Source organism: Bradyrhizobium lablabi (genome assembly GCF_018131005.1).
GTDB classification, from domain to species: domain Bacteria; phylum Pseudomonadota; class Alphaproteobacteria; order Rhizobiales; family Xanthobacteraceae; genus Bradyrhizobium; species Bradyrhizobium lablabi_D.
On sequence record NZ_JAFCJK010000006.1, the window covers coordinates 138,431 to 164,227 of the forward strand.

Below are 25,797 nucleotides of genomic sequence, written 5' to 3' on the forward strand. Positions count from 1 at the left end.
TTGAGCTTGCTGGCGCCCCGTAAGCTTCCGAAGTTCGTGTCGGTGTCTGCCGCGGCGGAGCACGAACTTCGGAAGGGCACCAGCTCTGGATTAGCAAAAACGCCCTTCGGAAAGCAACGGAGACAGTTTGCATGACAAATCACGGGAAACGCGTGGCCTGGGTGACCGGCGGGGGCAGCGGAATTGGCGAGTCCGGGGCGGAATTTCTGGCGGCGGACGGCTGGACGGTGGTGGTCTCCGGCCGCCGCAAGGAAGAACTCGATCGCGTGGTGGCCAACATCACGAAGAAGGGCGGCAAGGCGGAAGCGAGGGCGCTCGACGTTAGCAACAAGGTCGATGTCGGCAAGGCCGCCGATGGGATCGTCGCCGGGCACGGCCGGATCGACCTTCTGGTCAACAGCGCCGGCATCAACGTGCCGAAGCGAAGCTGGGCCGACATGGAACTGGAGGGCTGGGACAAGCTCGTCGAGGTCAATCTCAACGGAGTGCTCTATTGCATTCGCGCGGTGCTGCCGACCATGCGCAAGCAGAAGGATGGCTGCATCATCAATGTGGCCTCCTGGGCCGGACGTCATGTGTCGAAAATGCCGGGACCGGCCTACACCACGACCAAGCATGCGGTGCTGGCGCTGACCCATTCCTTCAACATGGATGAATGCGTCAATGGCTTGCGCGCCTGCTGCCTGTCGCCAGGCGAGGTCGCAACGCCGATCCTGAAGCTGCGGCCGGTGGTGCCAAGCGCGGAGGAGCAGGCCAAGATGCTGCAGCCCGAGGATTGCGGTCGCACCATCGCTTTCGTCGCCAGCATGCCGTCGCGGGTCTGCATCAACGAGATCCTGATCAGCCCGACGCACAACCGCGGCTTCATCCAGACACCGGCGAGCCGCGATTAGTTGAAGGCCCTCAAACGGCGGTCCCTGCGAAAGCAGGGGCCGCTCGTCGTTGCCGGGGCTTGGGCCGAGCTTGCTTCAAAACCCATATCGGTGGTCATCGGGTCTCTGCTTTCGCAGGCACGCACGGCCAATTCCAAAAATAGTTTCGCGCATCACGATAAATTATCCGGCGAAACCGCCCGGAAGACCTCCCGTAGTTCGGCCAACGACGACGCACCACCCGCAAATCCGCGCCGTTGTTGCCCCTTCACGACAGGCGAAGTTCCGCCCGTCAACTCACTCATCGGGAGATGAAACCATGTCGAAGCGTATTGCCTATCTCGCCGCCGCTGCGCTCAGCGCGCTTGCCGTCACCGCCACGATTGCCGCGCCTGCCCGCGCCGCAGAGAAGACCGTGATGGTCGGCGGCGCCGCGATGTTCCCGTCCAAGAACATCATTCAGAACGCCGTCAATTCGAAGGATCACACCACCCTGGTTGCCGCGGTGAAGGCCGCGGGTCTGGTCAACACGCTGGAAAGCAAGGGGCCGTTCACGGTGTTCGCGCCGACCAACACCGCGTTCGGCAAGCTGCCGGCCGGAACCGTCGACAGTCTCGTGAAGCCCGAGAACAAGGCGACGCTGACCAAGATCCTCACCTACCATGTGGTGCCCGGCAAGCTGGAGGCATCCGACCTTGCCGACGGCAAGAAACTGAGGACGGTCGAAGGCGAGGAACTTACCGTGAAGAAGCAGGACGGCAAGGTCTGGATCGTCGATGCCAAGGGCGGCGCCTCCATGGTGACGATCTCGAACGTCAACCAATCCAACGGCGTCATCCATGTGATCGATACCGTGCTGATGCCGGCGACGTAACACCGCACCTCCCTGTTTAGTCCCCGACAGGACGTGCAAAACAGCGAGCCGGGGGCTGCCCGGCTCGCATTTTTGTGACCGCAACGGTAATGCAATCGACTGATAGCGTGCCATGCAGTAACGCTTCCGCAGTTCCCCGCGTATATGTCACTAACGACCTAGATGAGAGAAATCCTATGTCGAGCCTTGCCGTCAGCGACGACCGTGCGGACACCAATGACCGTGCCGACACCAAAGTCCCGGCAAAGGTAATCCAGCCGGCCTGGGTGCGCCTGTTGCACTGGATCAATGCAGCCGCCATGATCGTGATGATCATGTCGGGCTGGCAGATCTACAACGCCTCGCCGCTGTTTAATTTCACCTTCTCGCGTAGCATCACACTGGGCGGCTGGCTCGGTGGCGCGCTGCTATGGCACTTCGCGGCGATGTGGTTGTTGATGGTCAACGGCCTGATCTATCTCATTCTCGGGTTTGTCACCGGCCGTTTCCGCAGAAAACTTTTGCCGATTTCTCCTGGCGGCGTGATCTCGGATACCAAGGCGGCGCTGACCTTCAAGCTGTCGCATGACGATCTCAGCAGGTACAATTACGTGCAGAAGCTGCTCTACGCCGGCATCATCATCGTCGGCGTGGTGATCGTGCTATCGGGTCTGTCGATCTGGAAGCCCGTGCAGCTGCAATGGCTGACCGCGCTGTTCGGCGGCTACGACATCGCCCGTTATGTTCACTTCATTTGCATGGCGCTGATCGTCGCTTTCCTGGTGATCCATGTCGCGCTCGCGCTGCTGGTGCCGAAAAGCCTGCGCGCCATGATCATTGGGCGCTAGGAGGAGGTTGTTATGAGTCGCATTCGCAAGCTCCTGATCCCCGGCGTCGACAAGAAGCTGCTGGTGCGGGATGCTACCAAAGTGATGCCTGATCTCACGCGGCGGCGCTTCATCACGACGGGCGCGAGCCTCGGTGCGCTGACGCTCCTGACCGGCTGCGACGTGGTCGACAGTTCGTCTGCGGAGGAGATGCTCAAGAAGGTCTCGAAGTTCAACGACGCGGTACAGGCCTGGATGTTCAATCCCGACGCGCTGGCGCCGACCTTCCCCGAGAGCATGATCACCAAGCCATTCCCGTTCAACGGCTATTACGACGTCGACGACGCGCCCGAGATCGACGGCAAGGATTGGAAACTCGAAGTGCGTGGGCTGGTCGAGAACAAAAAGTCCTGGACGCTGGACGAACTCTATCAGTTGCCGCAGGTCAAACAGGTCACGCGCCACATCTGTGTCGAGGGCTGGAGCGCGATCGGAAGCTGGACCGGCACGCCGCTGCGCGATTTCCTCAAGCTCATCGGTGCCGATACCCGAGCCAACTATGTCTGGTTCCAGTGCGCCGACAGGGACGGCTACAATTCGCCGCTGGACATGCGCACCGCGCTGCATCCGCAAACCCAGATGACATTCAAATTTGCCGACGAGATCCTGCCGCGCGCCTACGGCTACCCGATGAAGATCCGGGTGCCGACCAAGCTCGGCTTCAAGAACCCGAAATACGTGATCTCGATGGAAGTCACCAACGACTACAAAGGCGGGTACTGGGAAGACCAGGGGTATAATTCGTTCAGCGGGAGCTGAGGAAGCGAATAGCGAATGGGGTGTAGCGAGTAGGACAGCCGATCGTGCTCGCGACTCACAATCCGCTACTCGCCATTCGCGGCTTTCGGCCCCACCTTCCTCTGAAACGCCGACAGCGCCGCGCCAAGCGCGAGCATCGCGGCCGAGATGTTCAGCGCGAATGACAGGCTGCCGACCGCATCGGTGATGGCGCCGACCACGATCGGCCCCAGGGTCTGGCCGATGCCGAAGGCGATTGTCATCGCGGCGATCGCGGTCGGCCAGGATGCGGGCGGGTAATTGAAGCGCACGAAGGCAGTGGTCGAGCCGACCACCGCGAAGAAGGCGACGCCAAACACCAGCGCCGAGATCGCGAGCAGGAGCGGAGAGTGCCCGAAGATCGGCAGGCTCGCGCCGAGCGCGTTGACGCCGAGGATAATCGTGGTGGCAAGCCCGCCGCGGTCGAGCTCCAGCACGCGCCGCCAGACCCAGGGGGTTGCGAAGGCGCTGATGCCGATCAGGCTCCAGAACGCGCTCTGCGCCGCGGCACCGCCGCCGCCATCCCGGATATAGGCAATCATGAAGGTCATGTAGGCGATGTAGCCGGCACCGAACAGAAAATAGCCGGTGAGGTAGATCAGCACCGGCATCACCGCGAACTTCGTCCTGATGACGCCAGCCGCGGCGGCGTCGGCATGGAACGGCGCAAACCAAAGCGGCACGGTCATGATCACCGATAGCAGTGTCATTGCCCACCACACGATCCACCACGAGCCTGCGCCAAAGCCCTGCAGCACGAACGGTGCGACCAGGCCCGATGCCAGGATGCCGACCCCCGGCCCGGCATAGAACAGGCTGAGCAGGAAATTTGCGCGCTCGGGCCATGACTGCGCGATGGTTGCCGCAAGCGCCCCGCCGCCGACGAAGCCGACCGCTGCGGCAAGGCCGATCAGCAGGCGGGCGAAGCTCAACACGACAAAATTGCCCGAGACGGCGGAAAGCGCCAGCGAAGCGACGCAGGCCAGCGTCGACCAGCGCACCGACGTCGCGAGCCCAAAACGCTGGATCACCCGAGAGGCGAACAGGGCGCCGACAAGATAGCCGGCGGCGTTGATCGTGTTCATGAAACCGGCCGCCGAGTAGGACCAGGCGAGCGAGTCGCGCATGTCGGGCAGCACCAGTGCATAGGCAAAGCGGCCGATGCCGAGGCCGACGGTCGGCGCCAGTGACAAGATAAGGATCAGCCGCGCGGGATGCGCGTCAGGCGAGGGGGCTCTCACGGGGGACTCCGGCAGTCCCGCATTGTGACAGGCCGCCGCCGTCCTGGACAGCGGTCTGGCGGCAAGGCTGCAAGAACAAGAGCGTGAACGAGGGCATTCCGGGTTCTGACCGCGGCGCCTTGCCAATCCGCCCGCAGCGTTTTAGCACTCCGCCCGCAACGAAATTGGCCGTCATGGCCGGGCTTGTCCGGCCGCCCACGCAGCCTCCATCGAACGTGAGGCATGGAGGCACGGCACAAGGCCGAGCATGACGGATTGGACGAGGTGACGACCATGGCGACCCATAAACTGCTGCTTCTCCCCGGCGACGGCATCGGCCCCGAAGTGATGGCCGAGGTGCAGAGCCTGATCGACTGGCTGAACGCGCAGGGAATCGCGAAATTCGAGACCGAGCAGGGGCTGGTCGGCGGCGCGGCTTATGACGCGCACAAGGTGTCGATCTCGGAAGGCGACATGGCCAAGGCCACGGCGGCCGACGCCATCATCTTCGGCGCGGTCGGCGGTCCCAAATGGGACAGCGTGCCGTACGAGGTGCGCCCGGAAGCCGGCTTGTTGCGGCTGCGCAAGGATCTCGGCCTGTTCGCCAATCTGCGTCCGGCGGTGTGCTATCCGGCGCTGGCCGATGCCTCCAGCCTGAAGCGCGAAGCGGTCGAGGGCCTCGACATCATGATCGTGCGCGAGCTCACCGGCGGCGTCTATTTCGGCGAGCCGAAGACCATTACCGATCTCGGCAACGGCCAGAAGCGGGCGATCGACACCCAGGTCTACGACACCTACGAGATCGAGCGCATCGGCCGCGTCGCCTTCGACCTCGCACGCAAGCGCCGCAACAAGGTGACGTCGATGGAAAAGCGCAACGTCATGAAGTCGGGCGTGCTCTGGAACGAGGTCATGACCCAGGTTCACGCGCGCGAGTACAAGGATGTCACGCTGGAGCATCAACTGGCCGATTCCGGCGGCATGAACCTGGTGAAGGCGCCGAAGCAGTTCGACGTCATCGTGACGGACAATCTGTTCGGCGACATGCTGTCCGACATCGCGGCGATGCTGACCGGCTCGCTCGGCATGCTGCCGTCGGCCTCGCTGGGCGAGATCGATGCCAAGACCAGAAAGCGCCGCTCGCTGTTCGAGCCGGTGCATGGCTCGGCGCCCGACATTGCCGGCAAGGGACTCGCCAACCCGATCGCGATGATCTCGTCGTTCGGCATGGCGCTGCGCTATTCCTTCGACATGGGCGATCTCGCCGACAGGGTCGATGCGGCAATCGCCGCGGTGCTCGCCGGCGGACTCCGCACCGCCGACATCAAGTCGGAAGGCGCGACCGCGACCAGCACACGGCAAATGGGCCAGGCGATCCTGAAGGAATTGCAGAAGCTGCACGCATAAGGGGTCTCGCCGTCATTCCGAGGTGATGCGCCAAGCATCAGCGCGGAATGAAAGCACCAAAAAAATGGCCGGGACGAGCCCGGCCATTTTCGCGTCAGTTGATCGCTGAAAATCTCAATACAGCGGGAACTTGGTCGGCGAGCCGCCAACATCCGCTGGCGTGCTGAGCGGCTGACGGTCGATCGGCCGGTTGTTGTTCTCGCGCGCGAACGTCGGATAGCCGACCGGAGCCGGGAAGGCGTAGTCTTGGAACTTGCGGTCGCCCGGCAGCACCTCGGTCCCGGCATCAAGCCACGAGCGCGTGGTGACGTAGACGCGCGTACGCGGTCCCTGCTGGTAGACGCGGTTCGGCCCCTGCGTGCCGTAATAGACGCGGCCATCCCGGTCATATTGCACTTGTTGCACTTGCGGACGTTGCGCTTGCTTGCGCTTGGTCTGCGCGCTGGCCGAGGTTATGCCGGATGCTGTTGCGACGACGGCGGCCGCGGCAAGCAACACCACGAGCTTGTTCGCGGCAGGGAGTTTCACTGTCATCGCATCCTCGTCCTTGCGGCCCTCAAGCGGGGGGCGCTCGCATTGCCATATAGCCTGGAACCCATTCTAGCCGCCGAAAGCAGGCCATCGCTAGGTCAATTGCGCCACACCACTACACAATAACGTTGGGCATAGCGAAAAAGTTTCTTGAAAACCAGTGTCTTGCCATGACGCTGTGATCACAGCGCGCTGCGCGGCCGAAGGTTTTCACTGCTCATGACCAGGTCGGACGACAGCGCCGGCGGACCATCGCTGGGACTCGGTGCCTTTCACCGCGGCGGGCGAACAGTTCGGCCGTTGCCGACGGGGAGCAGCGTCGGCCGGTCCAGCCGCTCGCGCGGCCGATGCCGCCGTCCAGAGCCATCCGCGCCGCGAGGCCTGTTGGTCCGGCAGGAGACATCCTTGCGGCGACCCTGCAGCTGCCAGAATATCCCGTAAGCCTCTGTTTTTCCGTGCGGATCAACCGCAAGAATACCGAGCAGCGCGAGCGCTGTGGCGTAGGCGAACGGCCCCGACAAGACGGCGCCGGAAATCTCGTATCATGGAGAGGGGCCGGGATCGGCCGAAACAGACGCATCCAAACGCTTGAGGATGACGCCAACGTTGTGTTGACGGCGTTTCTCGCATAGAAGCGCTGCCTCCTCCCTTTCCGCCCGCGGCGCGGCAACGGGGGTTTTTGTTCGGAGAGTGAACGATGGGTTATAAAGTCGCAGTGGTGGGAGCGACCGGCAATGTCGGGCGCGAAATGCTCAACATTCTCGACGAGCGCAAATTCCCCGCCGACGAGGTTGTCGCGCTGGCCTCGCGCCGCAGCGTCGGCGTCGAGGTGTCCTATGGCGACCGCACCCTGAAGGTCAAGGCGCTCGAGCACTACGATTTCGCCGACGTCGACATCTGCCTGATGTCGGCGGGCGGCTCGGTATCGAAGGAATGGTCGCCCAAGATCGGCGCCGCCGGTGCGGTCGTGATCGACAATTCCTCGGCCTGGCGCATGGACCCGGACGTGCCGCTGATCGTCCCCGAAGTGAACGCAAACGCCGCTGCGGGCTTCGCCAAGAAGAACATCATCGCCAATCCGAACTGCTCGACCGCGCAGCTCGTGGTGGCGTTGAAGCCGCTGCACGACAAGGCGACCATCAAGCGCGTCGTGGTCGCGACATATCAATCGGTGTCGGGCGCCGGCAAGGATGCGATGGACGAGTTGTTCTCGCAGACCAAGGCGGTCTACACCAACGACGAACTGGTCAACAAGAAATTCCCCAAGCGCATCGCGTTCAACGTCATCCCCCACATCGACGTCTTCATGGAAGACGGCTACACGAAGGAAGAGTGGAAGATGATGGCGGAGACCAAGAAGATGCTTGATCCCAAGATCAAGCTCACCGCGACCTGCGTGCGCGTGCCGGTCTTTGTCGGCCACTCCGAGGCGGTCAACATCGAATTCGAGAACCCGATCACGCCGGATGAGGCGCGCGACATCCTGCGCAACGCGCCGGGCTGCCTGGTGATCGACAAGCAGGAGCCGGGCGGCTACGTGACGCCGTATGAGGCGGCGGGCGAGGACGCGACCTATATCAGCCGCATCCGCGAGGACGCGACGGTGGAAAACGGGCTTGCCTTCTGGTGCGTGTCGGACAATCTGCGCAAGGGCGCGGCCCTCAACGCCGTCCAGATCGCGGAGGTCCTGATCAATCGCAAGCTGATCAGCGCGAAGAAGAAGGCGGCGTAAGGCGGAGCGCAGTTCAAGACGTCAGGAAGTGGTCGATGCGATGACGGACGAGCCGGCAACCTATCGACCCAACCCGACGCTGAAGCGTGTCGAAGTCGGCCTTGAGAGCTTGATCTTCAACAGCCGCTGGCTGATGGCGCCGTTCTATTTCGGTCTCGTCGTCAGCCTCGCGGTGCTGCTCTACAAGTTCGTCGAGATGCTGTGGGAGTTCATCCTGCATGCGCCGCACGCCAAGGAAGCCGACATCATCCTCGGCGTACTCTCCCTGATCGACGTGTCGCTGACCGGAAATTTGATCCTGATCGTGGTGTTCTCGGGCTACGAGAACTTCGTCTCCAAGATCGATCCCGGCGGCCATCCGGACTGGCCGGACTGGATGACCAAGATCCAATTCGGAGGGCTCAAGCAAAAACTGCTGGCCTCGATCGTCGCGATCTCGGCGATCCAGGTGCTCAAGGCGTTCATGTCGCTCGACACCGTTTTCGATCCGAGCAAGCTTGCCTGGCTGGTCGGCGTGCACCTGGTGTTCGTGGTTTCGGCCTTCATGCTCGCAATCTCCGATCGCTGGAGCGGCGGCGACCACGGCGGAGAGTGATAGCCGATAGCGGGTAGCGAATGGAAAGGGCTACGCGTTATTCGTCAACATCTCGCGGACACTGAGGAATTCCTTCGCGACCTTGTCGAGTACGAACAGCGAACCTTCCGCGACGCCGAAATACGCGCCGTGCAACTGCAGTTCGCCCTCGTGCACGCGCTCGCGCACGAACGGGAATGTCATCAGGTTCTCGAGCGAGCGGAACACTGCGGCCTTTTCGACGCGGACGACGAAGTCCTGCATGCTCTCATGGTCGCGCTGCTCGACCACCTCACCCGGCTTGATGAACATCTGCATCCATTTGCCGATGAAATCGCCCGGCGACAGCGGCTTGATCTTGTCGACGAAGGCGCGGATGCCGCCGCACTGGGCATGCCCCAGCACCACGATGTGCTTCACCCGCAGTACGTTGACGGCATATTCCAGCGCGGCCGAGACGCCGTGGGTTCCGCTGTCCGGTTGATAGACCGGAACCAGATTGGCGACGTTGCGGACGACGAACAATTGCCCGGGCCCGGCGTCGAAGATCACTTCGGGCGATACCCGGGAGTCGCAGCAGCCGATCACCATCGTTTCCGGAGACTGGCCGCGCTCCGACAGCTCGCGGTAGCGTGACTGTTCCGTCGGCAGGCGCAGGGTCGTGAACGTCCGGTAGCCTTCGATCAATTGCTTCGGAAAGGTGTCCATGAGTTCTGCCTAACCATATGCCGGTGACCGGAACAAGGCTTTCGAAGCACGGAGTGAAATGATAGGGGCTTGGGCCTGAAAGGGCACCGGGGCGGTGCCCAAACAATAGCCATGCCGTACCACGCTCAAGGAGGCCCCATGACCCGTCCGCGCCGCAGCCTGTTGTTCATGCCAGGGTCCAACGCACGAGCACTGGAGAAGGCCCGCGCGCTGCCTGCCGACGGAATCATCCTGGATCTCGAGGATTCCGTTGCGCCCGATGCCAAGGCAATGGCGCGCGACCAGATTGCGGCGGCGGTCGCCGCGAAGGGCTTTGGCAAGCGCGAGGTGCTGATCCGCATCAACGCACTCGACACGTCATGGTGGGTTGATGACATCGGCATGGCCGGCAAGGCCCAGCCCGACGGCATCCTGGTTCCCAAAATCTCCACGGTCGACGATCTCAACGCGGTTGGCGATCGCCTGAGCGACATCAATGCTCCTACCTCGATCCGGGTCTGGGCCATGATCGAAACCGCACGCGCGGTACTCGACGCGGACCGACTCGCGGCGGCTTCGAGGGACTCCGAAACGCGGCTCGCCGGTTTCGTATTCGGCCCCAACGACATTGCGCGCGAGACGCGGATCCGGATGAAGCCGGGCCGCGCGGCGATGATCCCGATGATCACGCATTGCATCCTGGCGACGCGCGCGCACGGGCTGGAGATCCTTGACGGCCCCTACAGCGACATCGGCAACATCGACGGCTTCGCCGAGGAATGCGCACAGGGCCGCGATCTTGGCTTTGACGGCAAGACGCTCATCCATCCGAGCCATATCGACGCCTGCAACGCGATCTTCACCCCGCCGGAGGCCGAGGTTGCAGAGGCGCGAAAGATTATCTCGGCGTTCGAGAGGCCGGAGAATGCATCGCGCGGTGCAATCCAGCTCGACGGCCGCATGGTGGAACGCCTGCATGCCGACATGGCGCGCCGGACGATCGCGATCGCAGATGCGATCGCCGCGACGAAGCAGCCTTAGGCCACGTTACCTCGCAAGCTGCCCAACCCTGGTTAGCGCCCGGTCGGTTCGCCGAGACCTTCGATCGTCGGCGCGTTGGGGCAGTATTGAGGATAGCGCGCAGGGGAGGTCCCGTCAGCCAGGTCATGGTCGCACCGGCGCTTGTGGCTGCACAAGGAGCAGACCCGCTCCATGTCGCGCAGCACGAGTGGTTCGGTACGCGCCAGCTTTTCCCCATCGATCCCGAGCGCCTTGAGCAGTCTTGGCAGCTCATCGGCGCTGTGGGGACCCTGGCGCACCAATTGGTTGAGGGCGCCGGGGCTGATCCGCAGGTCGCCTGCGATCTGGTTCAAGCTCGCATCGTCCAACCGGCGCAGTTCGCCGAGTTCGCGCCGATGCTTCAACCATTCGCCGAACACATTGAGCCAATAGGCGACGACGGGGTACGTCCTGGCTTTGGCCGACATGGGACACCTCCGATCGTGAGAGCCTGTCCCATATGAAAGCATCCGCGCAATCCGTCCTTGCGCCAGATCAAATCGTCAAGACTTTCCAAATCGCTCCGTCGCCCACGCATAGAGGCTGCCCGGAATCGGCCGCTCCTTGCCGCGTCCCTTCGGCGAGATGTGCAGCCCGACGATCTCAGGGTCGTTCAGATACTTGGAAAAATCCGAAGGCTCGAAGAACAATTTCGGATGGGCGTGCACGGCATAAAACGACTGCTTCGGCAGCGCGTACTGCAATTCGCCTTCGCGGCGCGCGAGCACGGTGAGGGCGGCCGGGCCGTAGATCGCGACGCGGATGTCGGACAGACGGTTCGAGCCGCCGCGCAGCCGGCGCAGCGCGAAGGTCAGGCGATGGCGCAAGGCGAGCCAGTTCGGCGTGAGCTCGTCCTGCCGCATCAGTTCCTGGAACGCGCGCACGATCGGATCGTCTGGCGGCAAATACAGCACCGAGTTGCCAAGCTGTCGTGGGCGCTCCCAGGCAAAATAGGGTTTTGCCGGATTGATCTCGACGGGCTTCAACAGCAGCACGTCGGCGTCGAGCCAGAGGCCGGCGCGCCGTGCCATCAGCTTCATGCGGAAGAAGTCGCTGAACTGCAGGATGGTCCAGTCGCGCCATGAGCCGTCGGGCTGCGGCGGACGCAGCTTCTCTGAGAAGGAATGCGGCAGCACGGCTTCGGCCTCGGCGTTGCCGACGCCGTCGGGCAGGCCGGGAATTGGATCAAAACTGTAGACCGTGACCTTATGTCCAGCGGACAGCTGCGAGCGCAGGCAGGTCTGGCGCAACGCGTCCATCGGCCCATGCCAGAACGTAACGATGTCGGGCAACATGCGCGTCAGCTATGAGCGGTTTGCAGCGGAGACGAATCGGCAAAGAAAATGCCCCGGCGCGACAGGCACCGGGGCTCGATGAAAAGCCTCTATCAAGCCCAGGCGCGTTCCTTGAGCTTGGACTCATAGGTATCGATCGAGTCCTTCTTCTCCATCGTGAGCCCGATGTCGTCGAGGCCGTTGATCAGGCAATGCTTGCGGAACGGATCGACCTCGAACTTCACCTTGCCGCCGTCGGGACCGCGGATCTCCTGGTTGGGAAGGTCGATGGTGAGCGTCGCGTTGGCGCCTCGCTCGGCGTCATCGAACAGCTTGTCGAGGTCCTCGTGGCTGACACGGATCGGCAGGATGCCGTTCTTGAAGCAGTTGTTATAGAAGATGTCGCCGAACGAGGTCGAGATCACGCAGCGGATGCCGAAGTCGAGCAGCGCCCAGGGTGCATGCTCGCGGCTCGAGCCGCAGCCGAAATTGTCGCCGGCGACCAACACCCTGGCGTTGCGATAAGCGGGCTGGTTGAGGACGAAGTCAGGGTTTTCGCTGCCGTCATCCTTGTAGCGTTGCTCGGAGAAAAGCCCCCTGCCAAGGCCGGTGCGCTTGATGGTCTTGAGGTACTGCTTCGGAATGATCATGTCGGTGTCGACATTGATGATCTTCAACGGCGCCGCGACGCCTTCCAGCGTGGTGAACTTGTCCATCGATGCACTTCCCGGTCGAGTGAGGGATAGGGTTGGCAGCTTTATCGCGAATGCCGCCCCGGCAAAAGTCCAAATTCCGCAATGCTGCCTGTTTCGGACCTGATTGAACCGAAACAGGGTCCGGACTGACGTCTTCGCGCTTTACCCCGGCGAACCGGTCCTCGCTGCGCTGGATAGCGCCTTAGTCCGTGGCGGCCTCGATCTCCCCCATATCCGCGTCCGACAACCCGAAATGGTGGCCGATCTCGTGGATCAGCACGTGGCGGACGACATGGCCGAGGGTCTCGTCGTGCTCGGCCCAATAGTCGAGGATCGGCCGCCGATAGAGCCAGATCAGGTTGGGGAGTCGGGCGACATCGTCCTGGCTCTGCTGTGGCAGGCCGATGCCGTGGAACAGGCCGAGCAGGTCGAATTCGCTTTGCGCCTGCATGTCATCGATCACTTCGTCGGTCGGGAAGTCGTCGACACGGATGATCAGGCCCTCGCAGAGAGCCCGGAACGTCTTAGGCAGGCGCCCGAAAATATCGTGCGCCATGGCCTCCATCTCGGCGAGCGAGGGGGCTTTGGCTGTGGTCCACATGACACGCATTTTGCGCGAGTTCGGCCGGACATGCCAGCGTAGTTGACCTTGGCGGCGCAATGGGTGACCGTGCGGCCGATCATGATGCGATTGCATCGTGATTGGCGGGATTCGGGTGCAGGCAATGAAACGGATCATGGCAGTGGCGCTGATGGCGGGATCGGTCGTTTTCTCGCTGCCAAGCGCGGAGGCGCAGCCGGCGCAAGCAGGCGTGCGCATGGCACAGGCGACGTCACCCGCGCCGAGCGCCGACGCGTCCAGTCAGCGCCGGCGGCCGCGGCGCGTTCCGATCTACCGGACTGATCATTGGGACCCGGACGTCATTCCGCGCTACGACCCCGGTCCCAACGCGGTGCGTGACTGCACGGCGACCTATGTGCAGGAATACCGGCCGAGCGGCACCGTCATCACCCCGCGTCTGAACTGCTACTGGCGGCCGGGCTAGCGCATCGCACCGATCGATCCCGACGCGACGACAATTTCAGACGTTGCCTGACCAAGGAGCGCCATCAGCGCACGGCATTGTGAACCGCGCCATGGCGGAAGGCGCTGTGCGCGTCAGGCCGTCGCAGACGTTCGATCGCGTTACAACGATCGCCTGCAACAAGACATGTCGTGACATTCGACGGTCGTCGACGCATCGGGCGCGCCGAAGTGAAATCTCGCGCTAAGCCGGAACTTCGTTGCGCCTGCGGCATTCATCATCGTGGCGCAGTGGTTCACTCCCCATTCACGTCGACCGCATTCTGCTTGCGATCTGCGTCGCGGCAACGGCCTCGATTCGAGCCCTCGTTGCAAGACGTGACATCAAGGGGAATCAAGGAGACTACAGATGAAGGTGACGAAGGTTCTTGGGCTTGCTGCCGTCGGTGCGATGCTGGCGATGACTGCACCAGCCGAGCGGGCGCTGGCGCTCTCGCTAGCGACGCCAGGCGCGACCGCGACGGTTCAGGACAAATCGATGACCACGCAAGTTCACTGGCAGGATCATCGCGGATGGCCTCGCGGCCGGCATCATCACCACCATCACCATCACCGCTACTGACGCGGATAGACATTGCGCCTATCAAGGCAAACGCGATATGGCAGGCCCGCGAGCAAGCGGGCCTGTTGTCGTTTTGAGTTATGACACCGGCGGATCGGGATAGATGCTATCCTCCTGTTGTCACCTGCGGGAGTTGATCATGACGAGATGGATCGGTGTTGCTGCTGTTGCATCGGCGATTGCGTCGGCAATGCCAGCGCCGGCGTGCTCAGCGACGCCAGCAAGGCCGCAGGCGGCCATGCAGCAAAGGCATGCACACAAGATAAGTGCGGCGTATCACTATCGCCGCTACGAAGAGCCCTATTATTACGCGCGTCCCACCTACTACCGACCGTATCCCTATGCTTCGCCGGCGCCCTTCACCTTCGGCTTCGGGTTCGGCCCGTTCTGGTGAAGTGCGCGTTTCCGCGCGCCGCGATCAGGCGGCGCGGATTTTCTCCAGGAACGTGTTGACGTCGGTGCGCAGCTTGGTCGACTGGTGGCTGAGATCGTCGGCCGCGGTCAGTACCTGCATTGCCGCCGATCCGGTTTCGGTGGCAGCTTCGTTGACGCTGCCGACATTGGCCGACACCTCGCTGGTGCCGCGCGAGACCTCCTGGATGTTCTTGGAGATATCGCGGGTCGCGGCGCTCTGCTGCTCGACGGCGGCGGAGATCGCCGCGGCAATTTCGCTCATTCGTCCGATGGTGCCGCCGATCGTCCTGATCGCAGTAACGGCATCGCCGGTCTCCTGCTGGATTGCCGCGATCTGCGAGGAGATTTCCTCGGTCGCCTTGGCGGTCTGGGTGGCAAGCGCCTTCACCTCGTTGGCGACGACCGCAAAACCCCTGCCGGACTCACCGGCGCGGGCCGCCTCGATCGTTGCGTTCAATGCCAGCAGGTTGGTCTGCGACGCGATGTTCTGGATCAACGACACCACTTCGCCGATCCGCTGCGCCGCCCCGGCGAGGTGTTCCACCTTGGTGTTGGTGCGGCCGGTCTCGTCTACGGCGGCCTTCGCGGTCTCAGCCGCCTGCGTCACCTGGCGGGTAATCTCGCTGATCGAGGCGTGCAGTTCCTCGGTCGCGACCGCGACCGTCTGAACGTTTGCCGACGCCTCGTTGGAGGCGCTCGCGACGCAGGTCGCCTGCCGGCTGGTTTCCTCGGCGATTGCCGACATGCTGCCCGCGGTGGCGTGCATCTCGGTCGACGCTGCGGTCAGGGCGTTCAAGGCCTCGGTAACCTGGCTGTCGAAGATCGCGATGTGCTTCTCGATGACATGCTGGCGCGCCTCCTTGCGCGATTGCCCCTCGCGCTGCTCGGCTTCGAGACGACGCGCGGTGATCGCGTTCTCCTTGAATACAAGCAGCGACTTGGCGAGGCCGCCGACTTCGTCAGTGCGATCGTCGCCGACGATGGCGATGTCGAGATTACCCTCGGCGAGTTTGGCCATCTCCTGCGTCATGCGCGACAGCGGTCGTGCGATCTGGCTGAATGCGATCCAGGCCAGGATATTGAAAGCGCAAAGCAGGCCGGCGGCGGCGCCAAACAGCAGCACCAGGCGGGTCTTGTTTGCGGTCGCGACGCCCTGGTCGCGCGCGGTCTGCATGCCCATTACATTGGCGGCAATCAGGTTGGAGGCCGCTGCTATCGCGATCTGACGGTACTTGGCCGCGACATTGCGCGAATAGGCGAAGGCGTCCTCGAACTTGCCCGCTGTCACCAACTCGAACACTTTCGCGCTGGCCACGCGGCGGTCCTTCACCGCGTTACGTAGCGTATCGATGAGGTGAAGCTGTCCGGCATCGGTGGTGACGGCTGCCAGGCGGTCCACCGCCGCAAGCGTCGCATCGGTCGCCTTGTCGTAGTTCTCGATATTGGAGGCGATTGCCTTGGCATCGGAACCGCTGAGAATGACATTCTTTTCGCTGACCGCCGCGCTGTTGAAATAGCTCTCGGCTTCGAGGCTGTACTGGACACGACGGGCGTTGCCGTCCACGAGGTCCGAGGCCGTCGCGGACAGACGGCTCAACGCGAGCGATGCCTGGACAACGATTGCGATCGCGACCAGGGCGACAATCCCCGCCGGCACCGCGATCTTGGCGAGAATGGGCAAGTTCCGAAATCCGACAGCCATTGTGAGGATTACCATGGGGTTCGCGTTGTGACCGGCTCCGTCGCTTGGCCAGCAGGCAACCTGTGCGGACGCAGCATCGCGACTCAGGCCCGGAGAAATGCTTCACCACGAGGTCTGAAGCAGTCCTGAATTTCTGCGTGATTGTCGGTTGACTCTAGGCAGCAACCCTTAGCAAAGCGTTCATGTTGGAGCTGGCCGCGATCACGTCACGGTGTGAAACCCTCGGCCAGCAACACGACGCCTTCGGCATGTAGGATCTGCCGCCACCGGTACAGCCATCGAGGCGTGATACGACAAACCGACGCCGAATAGCGCCCATTTTCGTTTGCGCCGGCAATGCGGGTCTATTCCCAGTTCCTGAACTTCCAGGATTTCATTTTCCACGGCGTCAGATTTTCGATCCGCCATTGCGTCCAGCGCTCCGGTGGCCAATGGCTGAGGCGTGAAGTCTCCTTCACCTCGGGAAGCGGATCGACGATGCGCGGCACGGCACGGCGACGCTTTTGCTGTGTCGCGTCGCTGATCATATCGACGAATTCGGATTTGTCGGCCACGTCCGGCTCCTCGCGAGGCTGGGTTTCGCAAGGAGCCAGTGTGCGGATCGGCCGTTAACGAGCCGTTTCCGGAACGTGTCGAGCTTGAGACAAGAGCCACAGCGTTTTCGAGCGAAGCGGATCCCCGGTCCGCGTAAAGAAAACGCGTCAAAACAAGGATCTAGAGCTTCGGTTCTGATTCAATCAGAACCGAAGCTCTGGCGCCTATCGCCAGTCGCGAACGTCGACGAAGTGTCCTGCGATTGCGGCTGCGGCCGCCATCGCGGGCGACACCAGATGGGTGCGGCCCTTGAAGCCCTGGCGGCCCTCGAAATTGCGGTTCGAGGTCGAGGCGCAGCGCTCCTCCGGCTTCAGCTTGTCCGGATTCATGGCGAGGCACATCGAGCAGCCCGGTTCACGCCATTCGAAGCCGGCCTTGATGAAGATCTTGTCGAGGCCTTCGGCCTCCGCCTGCTCTTTCACGATGCCCGAGCCCGGCACGATCATCGCATTGACGTTGGCGTTGACGGTCTTGCCTTCGGCGATCTTGGCCGCGGCGCGCAGATCCTCGATGCGGCCGTTGGTGCAGGAGCCGATGAAGACGCGATCGAGCTTGATGTCCGTGATCTTCGTGCCCGCCGTCAGGCCCATGTATTTCAGCGCGCGATGTTTGGAGATGCGCTTGGCCTCGTCCTCGATCTTGTCCGGATCGGGCACATAGCCGTTGATCGAGACTACATCCTCCGGCGAGGTGCCCCAGGTGACGATCGGCGGCAGTTTTGCCGCGTCCAGCCGGATTTCGTGGTCGAAATGCGCGTTGTCGTCGGAACGCAGCGTCTCCCAATAGCGCATCGCGGCGTCCCAGGCAGCGCCCTTCGGAGCCTTCGGCCGGTCGCGCAGGAAGTCGAACGCCTTCTGGTCGGGCGCAACGAGGCCGGCACGCGCCCCACCCTCGATCGACATGTTGCAGACCGTCATGCGGCCTTCCATGCTGAGCGCGCGGATCGCCTCGCCGGCATATTCCAGCACGTAGCCGGTGCCGCCGGCCGTGCCGATCTCGCCGATGATCGCGAGAATGATGTCCTTGCCGGTTACGCCCTCCGGCAGCCTGCCGTCGACGATCGCGCGCATGTTCTTGGCTTTCTTCTGGATCAGCGTCTGCGTCGCCAGCACGTGCTCGACCTCGGAGGTGCCGATGCCGTGCGCGAGCGCGCCGAACGCACCATGCGTCGAAGTGTGGCTGTCGCCGCAGACGACGGTGGTGCCGGGCAGCGTAAAGCCCTGCTCCGGGCCGATGACGTGCACGATGCCCTGACGCTTGTCGAACTCGTTGTAATACTCGATGCCGAATTCCTTGGCGTTCTCCGCCATCACCCGCATCTGCTCGATGCTCTCAGGATCGGGGTTCGGCTTCGAGCGGTCGGTAGTCGGGATATTGTGATCGACGACGGCGAGCGTCTTCTCGGGCGCGCGAACCTTGCGGCCGGCGGCGCGCAAGCCTTCGAATGCCTGCGGCGACGTCACCTCATGCACCAGATGGCGGTCGATGTAGATGAGGCAGGTGCCGTCCTCGGCTTCGTGCACCAGATGGTCATTCCAGATCTTGTCGTACAACGTGGTCGGTTTGGACATGAGCTTGAGCTCCAGAAAAAATTTGGTGGCGAGCGGCTCGAGAGCGGTGACGCGCGAGCAGGCGAAAGCATCGGCGCAGCGTTACGCTGCTCGCGTAAGCTCTGACATCGCCGAAGTCGCAAAGCGTCCGAAGAAGCGGCCCGGCAGCCGCGAGCGATCGTCGATCACGACGCGTCGGCAGGGTTGGCTTGCTTGATCCGGAACCATTCTAAATTTCTATCACAGGGGTTGCGCCCACGACAATCAATCGATGCGCGCGCAATCCAATAGATAAGCATGCTGCAACGAAAAAGCGCGGGGTAAGTAAGCCCCGCGCTTTTGATCACACCCCGAGCAGAATGAATTATTCGCCGACGGCGGCCGCGCGGTCCTGCTTCTCGACGATGCGGGCCGACTTGCCGCGCAGGTTGCGCAGGTAATAGAGCTTGGCGCGACGGACCTTGCCGCGGCGCACCACCTTGATCGAGTCGATCATCGGCGACATCACCGGGAAGACGCGCTCAACGCCCTCGCCATAGGAGATCTTGCGGACCGTGAAGCTCTCGTTGAGGCCATGGCCGGAGCGGCCGATGCAGACGCCTTCATAGGCCTGCACGCGGGTCCGGTCGCCTTCGACCACCTTCACGTTGACAATCATGGTGTCGCCGGGCGCGAACTCCGGAATGTCCTTGGTGGCGGCGAGCTTGTCGAACTGCTCTTTTTCGAGCTGCTGAATAAGGTTCATTCAAATCTCCATCGGCGGCGCGCCCAGCGTGCGCGGGCTGCGCGAACGTCCATCTATCCTGCGCGTGTGCGGATTTGGCGCCCCTAATAAGGCAAAGCGCGGGGTTTGTCACCCGTCTGTCGTGTTTTTTGTCTGACGGGTCCTGATCGCCCAGAGATCGGGCCGCCGGGCCCGCGTTAAGGCCTCGGACTGGGCGAGGCGCCAGGCCGCCACCTTGGCATGGTCGCCGGAAACGAGGATTTCCGGGATTTGGCGGCCTTCGAACTCCTGCGGACGGGTGTATTGGGGGTATTCCAGTAGTCCTGCGGAAAAACTCTCGTCGGTCGCCGAGGCCTGCTTGCCCATCACTCCCGGCAACAGTCGCACGCAGGCGTCCAGCAACGCCATGGCGGCGATCTCGCCGCCGGACAGCACGTAGTCGCCGATCGAGACTTCCTCGAGGCCGCGGGCGTCGATCACCCGCTGGTCCACCCCCTCAAACCTGCCGCAGACGATCATGGGGCCGGGCCCCTCCGCGAGCTCCGTCACCCGCGATTGGGTCAATGGCTGACCTCGCGGGCTCATCAGGAGCCGCGGGCGGCCAGGGGCGATATCAGCGGCGTCGATCGCCGCGGCCAGGATATCGGCCCGCAGCACCATGCCGGGGCCGCCGCCGGCCGGGGTGTCATCGACGCTGCGGTGCTTGTCGGTGGCTGACGCACGGATGTCGCGCGCCTCCAGCGTCCAGAGGCCGGCCGCGAGCGCCTTGCCGGCGAGGCTCACGCCGAGCGGTCCCGGAAACATGTCCGGAAACAAGGTCAGGACGCTGGCGCGCCAGATGGCCGGCTGGGTTGTCATGGCTTCTGGTTACGGCACCACGGCCGCGAGGTCGAGGCTCTGCACTCGTCAGGCCGCTGACGGATCGTCGCCCTCGATCTGGTCCGGAAGATCGATCACCACCCGTCCGCCGGCGATATCGACCTCCGGCACCACGGCGTTGGAGAACGGCAGCAGCATCGTCGCGCCTGCGGGAGGCGCGATCTCGATGATGTCGCCAGCGCCGAAATTATGGATTGCAAGCACGCGTCCGAGCGGCTCGCCGGCCGCGGTGACGGCCGCAAGCCCGATCAGGTCGGCATGGTAATATTCGTCGTCCTCGGTGTCCGGCAGCCTGTCGCGCGGAACATAAAGCTCGATGCCGTTGAGCCGCTCGGCCTCATCGCGGGTGGCGATCCCCTTCAGGGTCGCGACCAGATGGTCCTTGGCTTCGCGCACATGCGTCACCTCGAATTGACGGGAGCCGTCCCTGGTCATCAGCGGGCCGTAGTCCTTTACGGCCCACGGGTCTTCGGTGAACGTCCACAGCCTGACGGCGCCGCGCACGCCATGCGCTGCGCCAATGCGGGCGATACAGACCGGTGCGGCCACTGCGGTCGCCGTTCGGCTTACGCCTTGGCGGCGGCTTCGGCCTGCGCCTTGCGCTCCTTGCGCGGCACGGCCTTCATCGGGTTGTTGCGCGGCGTGCGCTTCATCACACCGGCGTCGTCGAGGAAGCGGGTCACGCGATCCGACGGCTGCGCGCCCTTGGCAAGCCAGGCCTTCACCTTGTCCATGTCGAGCTTCAGGCGCGCCTCGCTGTCCTTCGGCAGCAGCGGGTTGAAGTGGCCGAGACGCTCGATGAAGCGGCCATCCCGCGGGAACCGCGAGTCGGCGACGACGACGTGATAGACCGGCCGCTTCTTGGTGCCTGCACGAGCGAGACGGATAACGACGGACATTTGGTTCTCCTTAAGTGTTGGTTTGACGTCTGTGTTGGTCAGTTACGCCGTCATTGCTTCGCTGCGCTCGCAATGACGAATTCCTCATTTCTTCTTGCCCGGGAGGCCGCCCAGACCGGGCAGCGTCGGCTTGCCGCTGAGGCCGGTCAGTCCGGGCAAATTCGGCAGGCCGCCGCGCAGGCCGACGGGAAGATCCTTCGGCAGGTTGGGCAGGCCGCCGCCGGCGCCGCCCTGCATCTTCTCGGCAAGCGCCTTCATCTCTTCCGCCGAGGGTGGCTTCATGCCGCCGCCGAAACCCATCGCCTGCGCGATGCCGGCGAGCGGGCCACGCTTTCCCGAACCCATGGCCTTCATCATATCCGCCATGTTCCGATGCATCTTCAGGAGCTTGTTGACCTGCTCGACGCTCTGGCCGGAGCCGGCCGCGATGCGCTTCTTGCGGCTCGCTTTCAGGATGTCCGGGTTCTTGCGCTCCTGCCGCGTCATCGAATCGATGACCGCGACCTGGCGCTTGATGATCTTGTCGTCAATGCCGGCCGCCGCGATCTGGTTCTTCATCTTGGCGATGCCGGGCATCATGCCCATCAGTCCGCCGATGCCGCCCATGTTCGCCATCTGCTGCAACTGTTCGCGCATGTCGTTGAGGTCGAACTGACCCTTGCGCATGCGCTCGGCGGTGCGTGCAGCCTTTTCGGCGTCGATATTGGCGGCGGCCTTCTCGACCAGCGAGACAACGTCGCCCATGCCCAGGATGCGACCGGCGATCCGGCTCGGGTGGAAATCTTCCAGCGCATCGGTCTTTTCGCCGGTGCCGATCAGCTTGATCGGCTTGCCGGTGACCGCACGCATCGAGAGTGCGGCGCCGCCGCGGCCATCGCCGTCGACGCGGGTCAGCACGATGCCTGTGAGGCCGACGCGCTGGTCGAATGAGCGCGCGAGGTTGACCGCGTCCTGGCCGGTAAGGGAGTCGGCGACCAGCAGGACCTCATGCGGATTGGCGGCCGATTTTATTTCGGCCGCTTCCTTCATCATCTCTTCGTCGAGTGTGGTGCGGCCGGCGGTATCGAGCAGCACCACGTCGTAGCCGCCGAGCTTGCCTGCCTCGAGCGCGCGCTTTGCGATCTGCGGCGGCATCTGGCCGGCAACGATCGGCAGGGTCGGAATGTCGAGGTCGCGGCCGAGCACCGCGAGTTGCTCCATCGCCGCCGGGCGATAGACGTCGAGGGAAGCCATCAGCACCTTGCGCTTGTCGCGCTGAACCATCCGCCGCGCGAGCTTGGCGGTGGTGGTGGTCTTGCCTGAGCCCTGCAGGCCGACCATCATGATCGGAACTGGCGGGACTGCATTGATGTCGATGGTCTGGCCGTCGGAGCCGAGCGTGGCGACGAGTTCGTCATGGACGATCTTCACCACCATCTGGCCGGGCGTGACCGATTTGACGACAGTGGCTCCGATGGCCTGCTCGCGAACTTTCTCGATGAAGCTGCGCACGACTTCGAGCGCGACGTCGGCTTCGAGCAGCGCCCGGCGCACCTCGCGCATCGCGGCATCGACGTCCTTTTCGGTCAGCGCACCGCGTCCCGTCAGACGATCGAGAATGCCGCCAAGCCTTTCCGACAGATTGTCGAACAATGCCGTTGTCCTTTTTTCACCTCTCCCCGCCTGCGGGGAGAGGTCGGATCGCCCTTGCGATCCGGGTGAGGGGGTACGGGACTATCCACGCGCATCACGCGCGGAGAGAGCCCTCACCCCAGCCCTCTCCCCGCTAGAGCGGGCGAGGGAGGAGTAATCCAAACACTTTCGCGCCCGAGGGCGCATCGCGCTGTCGGGCGTTGGCCTCCGGCCTCCAGGGCCGGTCGGCGGGTCGAAAAGACGGATCTTTCCGAGAAAGTGCGGGGGTTAAACGCCGACTGTGCCGGAAAGTCAAGGAAAGTTTGGCCGGGCCGGCGCGGGTCGGCCATACAAGTATTTGAAAAAGCTGATTTTTTCATTGTCGATTTTGAATCGGGCTGTTCACCCATATAGATGGATGTGTTCCACCTCATCGTTTCGTGGCCGAGCCTCGTGCCTATCGTTACCCGCCGCCGCATTCTCGCATTGCTGACCGGAGCCGCCGCCGCCATCGGCGTTCCGTCGATCTGGATGTCCCTCATGAAGACTTATGACGGCCCCACCTCCGATCATTTCGACGGGCTGCGCTTCTTCGATCCCGACGGCGTGCCGCCGAAATCACTCGCCGAAGTGTTGCGCTGGCAGTATGGCGGCGAGCGGCACAGAGCGAAGTGGCCGGAATGGGCTCCGAGCCCCCACTCCGATATACCGCCGCCGCGCGTCAATGGAGCCGGGGTGCGGCTGTCGTTCGTCGGCCACGCGAGCTGGCTGGTCCAGACCGGCGGGCTCAACATCCTCGTCGATCCCGTGTGGTCGATGCGCGCCTCGCCGTTCAGCTTTGCCGGGCCGAAGCGGCACAACGATCCCGGCATTGCCTTCGAGAAGCTGCCCGGGATTGACGCCGTGCTGGTGTCGCATGGCCACTACGATCATCTTGACCTCGCAACGCTGTCAAAGCTCGCCGCGACATGCGCGCCGCGCGTGATCACGCCACTTGGCAACGACGTCACCATGCGCGATGCGGATGCCGCGATCAGGGCCGAGGCATTCGACTGGCATCACCGCGTCGAACTCGGCAACGGCATTGCCGTGACACTGGTGCCGACCCGGCACTGGTCGGCGCGCGGCCTGTTCGACCGCAACAAGACGCTGTGGGCAAGCTTCGTGCTGGAGACGCCGGCCGGCAAGCTCTACATTGTCTGCGATTCCGGCTATGGCGACGGCCGGCATTTCCGCCGCGTCGCCGACGCGCATGGTCCGCTGCGGCTCGCGATCCTGCCGATTGGCGCCTATGAGCCGCGCTGGTTCATGCGCGACCAGCACATGAACCCGGAAGACGCCGTGAAGGCGCTGGCCGATTGCGGCGCCGCGCAGGCGCTCGCGCATCATCACGGCACGTTCCAACTGACCGACGAAGCGATAGACGCACCCGCGATCGCGCTCGGCGAGGCGCTCGACGCGGCAAACGTGCCGCGTGAAAAGTTCGCCACGTTGAAGCCTGGACAGGTGTTTGAGATTTGACCGTCATGGCGAGGAGCGAATTATGAACACAAACCCTCATGGTGAGGAGGCGCGCGAGCGCCGTCTCGAACCATGAGGCCCGGTCGTACACGCGGCGATCCTTCGAGACGCCGCTTCGCGGCTCCTCGGGATGAGGTCTGTGTATGGGGTTTGAGAGAATTACTGCTCTTTCGCCTTGATTGCCCAGGACACGCGCACGGTCACTGACAACGTCTCCTCGCCCTGCGCAACGGGCGCGCCGGCGGCGGCCATCGGCGCCGCCAGCTTGCTGCGGAAGACCGGCGCGGGCGAACCGCCTTCCTCGGAAATGCTGAGCGGCTCGCCGAGCGTCACGCCGGCCGCCTTGGCATAGATCTCCGCCTTGCGGCGTGCATCGGCGATCGCCTTGTCGCGCGCCTCGTCCAGAACCTTCGATGCCTGCGACACCACGAAATTGATGCCGCCGATCTCGTTCGCGCCCGCACCCACCAGCACGTCGATCACACTGGCGACCTTGGCGACGTCGCGGACCTTGATAGTGACGCGGTTGCTCGCGCGGTAGCCGATCACGGTGGTCGGGCCCGATCGGTCGGGCGCATATTTCGGCTGCAGCGACAGCCGCGAGGTCTGGTAGTCTTTCTCATCGAGGCCGGCGCCCTTCAGCGCCAACAGGACCTTGCCCATGGCCGCGTTGTTGGCGTCAGCCGCTTCGCGCGCGGTCTTGGCGTCCGTGGTCACGCCGCCGTCGACCTGCGCCTGATCAGGCGCGACCGATGTGGTGGCCTCACCGGTGACGGAAACGGCCGGCGGCGGGACCTGCGCGAGGGCCGGCGCCGCGAGCAGCGTCAGGGCCACGGTGGCGACGGGGAGGGCAAGCTTCATGGGCCTCACTTCAGCGGCACGTAGACATTGATCACCAGCTTGTCTTCAGCGGTCTTGAGCGGATCGGTGATGTATTCCTCGATGAACGTGTCCTTGGCTTCCAGCTTCTTGTCGTCGAGATGGTTGGTGATCGCCTCGTAGGTGTTGTCCATATTGTCGTAGGAGCCCCGATGGACGAATTTCAGCGCATTTCCGTCCGGTGAATTTCCCATGCTCATGTTCTTGCCGAGGCCCTTCACATCCTGATCGACCGGGATTTCGGCGACGAAGGTGAAGCCGGTATCGTCGGTCGAGGTGTAGACGATCATCGGATTGCCTGACGCCTTGACACCCTGCTTGTCGAGCAGCGCGGTCAGGGTCTTGAAGGCCTCGATCAAGGTATCGAATGCCGAGTCCCAATTGGCGTTGCCCTTCAGCATGACGACTTTCTTCGGTTCCAGCGTGAAGGGTTCGCCGAAGGGATCGGCGGTCTGCACCGGAGCGGTCGGCGGCGGTGCGGGCGTTTGGGCGGCGGCGGGGCTATCGGCCGGCGACTTGGTTTCGGCCGGCGGCGGGACCGGGGTCGCCGATGGTGCGGGACTGGGCGACGGACTTGCCGCCGGCGCGGGCGAGGCAGCCGGCGACTGGGCATGCGAGGGGCTGGCCAGCGCGATCGCGGCCAAAGGGAGCAGCGCGACCAGGGCCGCGCGGAAAGTGCTGATACGATTCATTCGGTAATCTCCATCCGCGCCCCGAGCCGCTGCGCGATCGTCCCGGCGCACGCCTGCAAGGTGCGATATTTCCTAACACGCAAGTTCCACATTCGTCCCATGATAGATACGTCATGGC

The 25,797-nt window shown here is 63.5% G+C and carries 29 protein-coding genes; 12 read left to right on the forward strand and 17 right to left on the reverse strand.

Annotated features, from left to right (window positions below; genetic code table 11):
* Window positions 1-131: 131 nt before the first annotated feature.
* The 4 genes from JQ553_RS19365 (at window position 132) to JQ553_RS19380 (ending at window position 3,371) form a co-directional block, all read left to right on the forward strand.
* The gene (locus JQ553_RS19365; RefSeq protein ID WP_212501603.1) at window positions 132-893 is read left to right on the forward strand and encodes an SDR family oxidoreductase; all 762 of its coding nucleotides are present in this window, start codon (window positions 132-134) and stop codon (window positions 891-893) included.
* A gap of 298 nt (window positions 894-1,191) precedes the next feature.
* Window positions 1,192-1,746, forward strand: a complete 555-nt coding sequence (locus tag JQ553_RS19370; protein WP_212501604.1) for a fasciclin domain-containing protein — start codon at window positions 1,192-1,194, stop codon at window positions 1,744-1,746.
* Between the two features lie 176 nt (window positions 1,747-1,922).
* On the forward strand, window positions 1,923-2,573 hold the full coding sequence (locus tag JQ553_RS19375) for a cytochrome b/b6 domain-containing protein (protein ID WP_212501605.1): 651 nt from the start codon (window positions 1,923-1,925) through the stop codon (window positions 2,571-2,573).
* A gap of 12 nt (window positions 2,574-2,585) precedes the next feature.
* Window positions 2,586-3,371, forward strand: a complete 786-nt coding sequence (locus JQ553_RS19380; RefSeq protein ID WP_212501606.1) for a molybdopterin-dependent oxidoreductase — start codon at window positions 2,586-2,588, stop codon at window positions 3,369-3,371.
* Window positions 3,372-3,436: 65 nt separating this feature from the next.
* On the opposite strand, the gene JQ553_RS19385 is transcribed toward JQ553_RS19380, so the two are convergent.
* Window positions 3,437-4,630 carry a YbfB/YjiJ family MFS transporter gene (locus JQ553_RS19385; RefSeq protein WP_212501607.1) on the reverse strand — a complete coding sequence of 398 codons (1,194 nt, stop codon included), beginning with the start codon at window positions 4,628-4,630 and terminating at the stop codon, window positions 3,437-3,439.
* A gap of 273 nt (window positions 4,631-4,903) precedes the next feature.
* Here JQ553_RS19385 and leuB point away from each other — a divergent pair, with 273 nt between their 5' ends.
* Window positions 4,904-6,016: a 3-isopropylmalate dehydrogenase gene (gene leuB / locus JQ553_RS19390; protein ID WP_212501965.1), complete on the forward strand. Its 1,113-nt coding sequence runs from the start codon at window positions 4,904-4,906 to the stop codon at window positions 6,014-6,016.
* A 114-nt stretch (window positions 6,017-6,130) separates the two neighbouring features.
* Here the strand turns inward: leuB and JQ553_RS19395 are convergent, their stop codons facing one another.
* Window positions 6,131-6,550: a hypothetical protein gene (locus JQ553_RS19395; RefSeq protein WP_212501608.1), complete on the reverse strand. Its 420-nt coding sequence runs from the start codon at window positions 6,548-6,550 to the stop codon at window positions 6,131-6,133.
* Between the two features lie 694 nt (window positions 6,551-7,244).
* On the opposite strand from JQ553_RS19395, the gene JQ553_RS19400 reads away from it, so the two are divergent.
* Together JQ553_RS19400 and JQ553_RS19405 are read left to right on the forward strand one after the other, a co-directional pair.
* Window positions 7,245-8,279 (forward strand): aspartate-semialdehyde dehydrogenase, encoded by a 1,035-nt coding sequence (locus JQ553_RS19400; protein ID WP_212501609.1) that lies wholly within the window; start codon window positions 7,245-7,247, stop codon window positions 8,277-8,279.
* A 40-nt stretch (window positions 8,280-8,319) separates the two neighbouring features.
* Window positions 8,320-8,874 (forward strand): TIGR00645 family protein, encoded by a 555-nt coding sequence (locus JQ553_RS19405; protein ID WP_212501610.1) that lies wholly within the window; start codon window positions 8,320-8,322, stop codon window positions 8,872-8,874.
* Window positions 8,875-8,904: 30 nt separating this feature from the next.
* Here JQ553_RS19405 and JQ553_RS19410 read toward each other — a convergent pair whose 3' ends face one another.
* Window positions 8,905-9,561 (reverse strand): carbonic anhydrase, encoded by a 657-nt coding sequence (locus JQ553_RS19410; RefSeq protein ID WP_212501611.1) that lies wholly within the window; start codon window positions 9,559-9,561, stop codon window positions 8,905-8,907.
* A 138-nt stretch (window positions 9,562-9,699) separates the two neighbouring features.
* On the opposite strand from JQ553_RS19410, the gene JQ553_RS19415 reads away from it, so the two are divergent.
* The gene (locus JQ553_RS19415) at window positions 9,700-10,581 is read left to right on the forward strand and encodes a CoA ester lyase (protein ID WP_212501612.1); all 882 of its coding nucleotides are present in this window, start codon (window positions 9,700-9,702) and stop codon (window positions 10,579-10,581) included.
* 32 nt (window positions 10,582-10,613) lie between these two features.
* Here JQ553_RS19415 and JQ553_RS19420 read toward each other — a convergent pair whose 3' ends face one another.
* The 4 genes from JQ553_RS19420 to JQ553_RS19435 form a co-directional block, all read right to left on the reverse strand.
* Window positions 10,614-11,027 carry a helix-turn-helix transcriptional regulator gene (locus JQ553_RS19420; protein WP_212501613.1) on the reverse strand — a complete coding sequence of 138 codons (414 nt, stop codon included), beginning with the start codon at window positions 11,025-11,027 and terminating at the stop codon, window positions 10,614-10,616.
* A 75-nt stretch (window positions 11,028-11,102) separates the two neighbouring features.
* Window positions 11,103-11,894, reverse strand: coding sequence for a hypothetical protein (locus JQ553_RS19425; RefSeq protein WP_212501614.1), 792 nt, complete (start codon window positions 11,892-11,894; stop codon window positions 11,103-11,105).
* A 92-nt stretch (window positions 11,895-11,986) separates the two neighbouring features.
* Window positions 11,987-12,589, reverse strand: coding sequence for a 3-isopropylmalate dehydratase small subunit (gene leuD, locus JQ553_RS19430; RefSeq protein WP_212501615.1), 603 nt, complete (start codon window positions 12,587-12,589; stop codon window positions 11,987-11,989).
* Between the two features lie 181 nt (window positions 12,590-12,770).
* Window positions 12,771-13,169 carry a metallopeptidase family protein gene (locus JQ553_RS19435; RefSeq protein WP_212501616.1) on the reverse strand — a complete coding sequence of 133 codons (399 nt, stop codon included), beginning with the start codon at window positions 13,167-13,169 and terminating at the stop codon, window positions 12,771-12,773.
* Between the two features lie 124 nt (window positions 13,170-13,293).
* Between JQ553_RS19435 and JQ553_RS19440 the strand changes: the two genes are divergently transcribed.
* The 3 genes from JQ553_RS19440 (at window position 13,294) to JQ553_RS19450 (ending at window position 14,608) form a co-directional block, all read left to right on the forward strand.
* A complete protein-coding gene (locus tag JQ553_RS19440; RefSeq protein WP_212501617.1) occupies window positions 13,294-13,614 on the forward strand; it encodes a hypothetical protein in 321 nt (106 codons plus the stop codon).
* A gap of 387 nt (window positions 13,615-14,001) precedes the next feature.
* Window positions 14,002-14,214, forward strand: a complete 213-nt coding sequence (locus JQ553_RS19445) for a hypothetical protein (RefSeq protein ID WP_212501618.1) — start codon at window positions 14,002-14,004, stop codon at window positions 14,212-14,214.
* A gap of 139 nt (window positions 14,215-14,353) precedes the next feature.
* A complete protein-coding gene (locus JQ553_RS19450; RefSeq protein ID WP_212501619.1) occupies window positions 14,354-14,608 on the forward strand; it encodes a hypothetical protein in 255 nt (84 codons plus the stop codon).
* A 24-nt stretch (window positions 14,609-14,632) separates the two neighbouring features.
* On the opposite strand, the gene JQ553_RS19455 is transcribed toward JQ553_RS19450, so the two are convergent.
* The 8 genes from JQ553_RS19455 to ffh form a co-directional block, all read right to left on the reverse strand.
* Window positions 14,633-16,309 carry a methyl-accepting chemotaxis protein gene (locus JQ553_RS19455; RefSeq protein WP_212501620.1) on the reverse strand — a complete coding sequence of 559 codons (1,677 nt, stop codon included), beginning with the start codon at window positions 16,307-16,309 and terminating at the stop codon, window positions 14,633-14,635.
* Between the two features lie 365 nt (window positions 16,310-16,674).
* Entirely contained in the window at window positions 16,675-16,884 is a 210-nt protein-coding gene (locus JQ553_RS19460) for a hypothetical protein (RefSeq protein ID WP_212501621.1), read from the reverse strand.
* Between the two features lie 204 nt (window positions 16,885-17,088).
* Window positions 17,089-18,495, reverse strand: a complete 1,407-nt coding sequence (leuC, locus tag JQ553_RS19465; RefSeq protein ID WP_212501622.1) for a 3-isopropylmalate dehydratase large subunit — start codon at window positions 18,493-18,495, stop codon at window positions 17,089-17,091.
* 343 nt (window positions 18,496-18,838) lie between these two features.
* The gene (rplS, locus tag JQ553_RS19470) at window positions 18,839-19,219 is read right to left on the reverse strand and encodes a 50S ribosomal protein L19 (RefSeq protein WP_212501623.1); all 381 of its coding nucleotides are present in this window, start codon (window positions 19,217-19,219) and stop codon (window positions 18,839-18,841) included.
* A gap of 108 nt (window positions 19,220-19,327) precedes the next feature.
* On the reverse strand, window positions 19,328-20,056 hold the full coding sequence (gene trmD / locus JQ553_RS19475; RefSeq protein WP_212501624.1) for a tRNA (guanosine(37)-N1)-methyltransferase TrmD: 729 nt from the start codon (window positions 20,054-20,056) through the stop codon (window positions 19,328-19,330).
* A 48-nt stretch (window positions 20,057-20,104) separates the two neighbouring features.
* Window positions 20,105-20,626: a ribosome maturation factor RimM gene (rimM, locus tag JQ553_RS19480; RefSeq protein WP_212501625.1), complete on the reverse strand. Its 522-nt coding sequence runs from the start codon at window positions 20,624-20,626 to the stop codon at window positions 20,105-20,107.
* 17 nt (window positions 20,627-20,643) lie between these two features.
* The gene (gene rpsP / locus JQ553_RS19485) at window positions 20,644-20,976 is read right to left on the reverse strand and encodes a 30S ribosomal protein S16 (RefSeq protein ID WP_212501626.1); all 333 of its coding nucleotides are present in this window, start codon (window positions 20,974-20,976) and stop codon (window positions 20,644-20,646) included.
* An 84-nt stretch (window positions 20,977-21,060) separates the two neighbouring features.
* Entirely contained in the window at window positions 21,061-22,608 is a 1,548-nt protein-coding gene (gene ffh / locus JQ553_RS19490; RefSeq protein ID WP_212501627.1) for a signal recognition particle protein, read from the reverse strand.
* A gap of 432 nt (window positions 22,609-23,040) precedes the next feature.
* On the opposite strand from ffh, the gene JQ553_RS19495 reads away from it, so the two are divergent.
* The gene (locus tag JQ553_RS19495) at window positions 23,041-24,108 is read left to right on the forward strand and encodes an MBL fold metallo-hydrolase (protein ID WP_212501628.1); all 1,068 of its coding nucleotides are present in this window, start codon (window positions 23,041-23,043) and stop codon (window positions 24,106-24,108) included.
* 159 nt (window positions 24,109-24,267) lie between these two features.
* Here JQ553_RS19495 and JQ553_RS19500 read toward each other — a convergent pair whose 3' ends face one another.
* Together JQ553_RS19500 and JQ553_RS19505 are read right to left on the reverse strand one after the other, a co-directional pair.
* Window positions 24,268-24,969 carry an SIMPL domain-containing protein gene (locus JQ553_RS19500; RefSeq protein ID WP_212501629.1) on the reverse strand — a complete coding sequence of 234 codons (702 nt, stop codon included), beginning with the start codon at window positions 24,967-24,969 and terminating at the stop codon, window positions 24,268-24,270.
* 5 nt (window positions 24,970-24,974) lie between these two features.
* Entirely contained in the window at window positions 24,975-25,679 is a 705-nt protein-coding gene (locus tag JQ553_RS19505) for a GyrI-like domain-containing protein (protein WP_212501630.1), read from the reverse strand.
* Window positions 25,680-25,797 lie beyond the last annotated feature (118 nt).

Bases quoted from the DNA above. Each gene is read 5' to 3' on its own strand.
- JQ553_RS19365 (WP_212501603.1), top strand. From the start codon at position 132: ATGACAAATCACGGGAAACGCGTGGCCTGGGTGACCGGCGGGGGCAGC.
- JQ553_RS19370 (WP_212501604.1), top strand. From the start codon at position 1,192: ATGTCGAAGCGTATTGCCTATCTCGCCGCCGCTGCGCTCAGCGCGCTT.
- JQ553_RS19375 (WP_212501605.1), top strand. From the start codon at position 1,923: ATGTCGAGCCTTGCCGTCAGCGACGACCGTGCGGACACCAATGACCGT.
- JQ553_RS19380 (WP_212501606.1), top strand. From the start codon at position 2,586: ATGAGTCGCATTCGCAAGCTCCTGATCCCCGGCGTCGACAAGAAGCTG.
- leuB (WP_212501965.1), top strand. From the start codon at position 4,904: ATGGCGACCCATAAACTGCTGCTTCTCCCCGGCGACGGCATCGGCCCC.
- JQ553_RS19395 (WP_212501608.1), bottom strand. From the start codon at position 6,550: ATGACAGTGAAACTCCCTGCCGCGAACAAGCTCGTGGTGTTGCTTGCC.
- JQ553_RS19400 (WP_212501609.1), top strand. From the start codon at position 7,245: ATGGGTTATAAAGTCGCAGTGGTGGGAGCGACCGGCAATGTCGGGCGC.
- JQ553_RS19405 (WP_212501610.1), top strand. From the start codon at position 8,320: ATGACGGACGAGCCGGCAACCTATCGACCCAACCCGACGCTGAAGCGT.
- JQ553_RS19410 (WP_212501611.1), bottom strand. From the start codon at position 9,561: ATGGACACCTTTCCGAAGCAATTGATCGAAGGCTACCGGACGTTCACG.
- JQ553_RS19415 (WP_212501612.1), top strand. From the start codon at position 9,700: ATGACCCGTCCGCGCCGCAGCCTGTTGTTCATGCCAGGGTCCAACGCA.
- JQ553_RS19420 (WP_212501613.1), bottom strand. From the start codon at position 11,027: ATGTCGGCCAAAGCCAGGACGTACCCCGTCGTCGCCTATTGGCTCAAT.
- JQ553_RS19425 (WP_212501614.1), bottom strand. From the start codon at position 11,894: ATGTTGCCCGACATCGTTACGTTCTGGCATGGGCCGATGGACGCGTTG.
- leuD (WP_212501615.1), bottom strand. From the start codon at position 12,589: ATGGACAAGTTCACCACGCTGGAAGGCGTCGCGGCGCCGTTGAAGATC.
- JQ553_RS19435 (WP_212501616.1), bottom strand. From the start codon at position 13,169: ATGTGGACCACAGCCAAAGCCCCCTCGCTCGCCGAGATGGAGGCCATG.
- JQ553_RS19440 (WP_212501617.1), top strand. From the start codon at position 13,294: ATGAAACGGATCATGGCAGTGGCGCTGATGGCGGGATCGGTCGTTTTC.
- JQ553_RS19445 (WP_212501618.1), top strand. From the start codon at position 14,002: ATGAAGGTGACGAAGGTTCTTGGGCTTGCTGCCGTCGGTGCGATGCTG.
- JQ553_RS19450 (WP_212501619.1), top strand. From the start codon at position 14,354: ATGACGAGATGGATCGGTGTTGCTGCTGTTGCATCGGCGATTGCGTCG.
- leuC (WP_212501622.1), bottom strand. From the start codon at position 18,495: ATGTCCAAACCGACCACGTTGTACGACAAGATCTGGAATGACCATCTG.
- rplS (WP_212501623.1), bottom strand. From the start codon at position 19,219: ATGAACCTTATTCAGCAGCTCGAAAAAGAGCAGTTCGACAAGCTCGCC.
- trmD (WP_212501624.1), bottom strand. From the start codon at position 20,056: ATGACAACCCAGCCGGCCATCTGGCGCGCCAGCGTCCTGACCTTGTTT.
- rpsP (WP_212501626.1), bottom strand. From the start codon at position 20,976: ATGTCCGTCGTTATCCGTCTCGCTCGTGCAGGCACCAAGAAGCGGCCG.
- JQ553_RS19500 (WP_212501629.1), bottom strand. From the start codon at position 24,969: ATGAAGCTTGCCCTCCCCGTCGCCACCGTGGCCCTGACGCTGCTCGCG.
- JQ553_RS19505 (WP_212501630.1), bottom strand. From the start codon at position 25,679: ATGAATCGTATCAGCACTTTCCGCGCGGCCCTGGTCGCGCTGCTCCCT.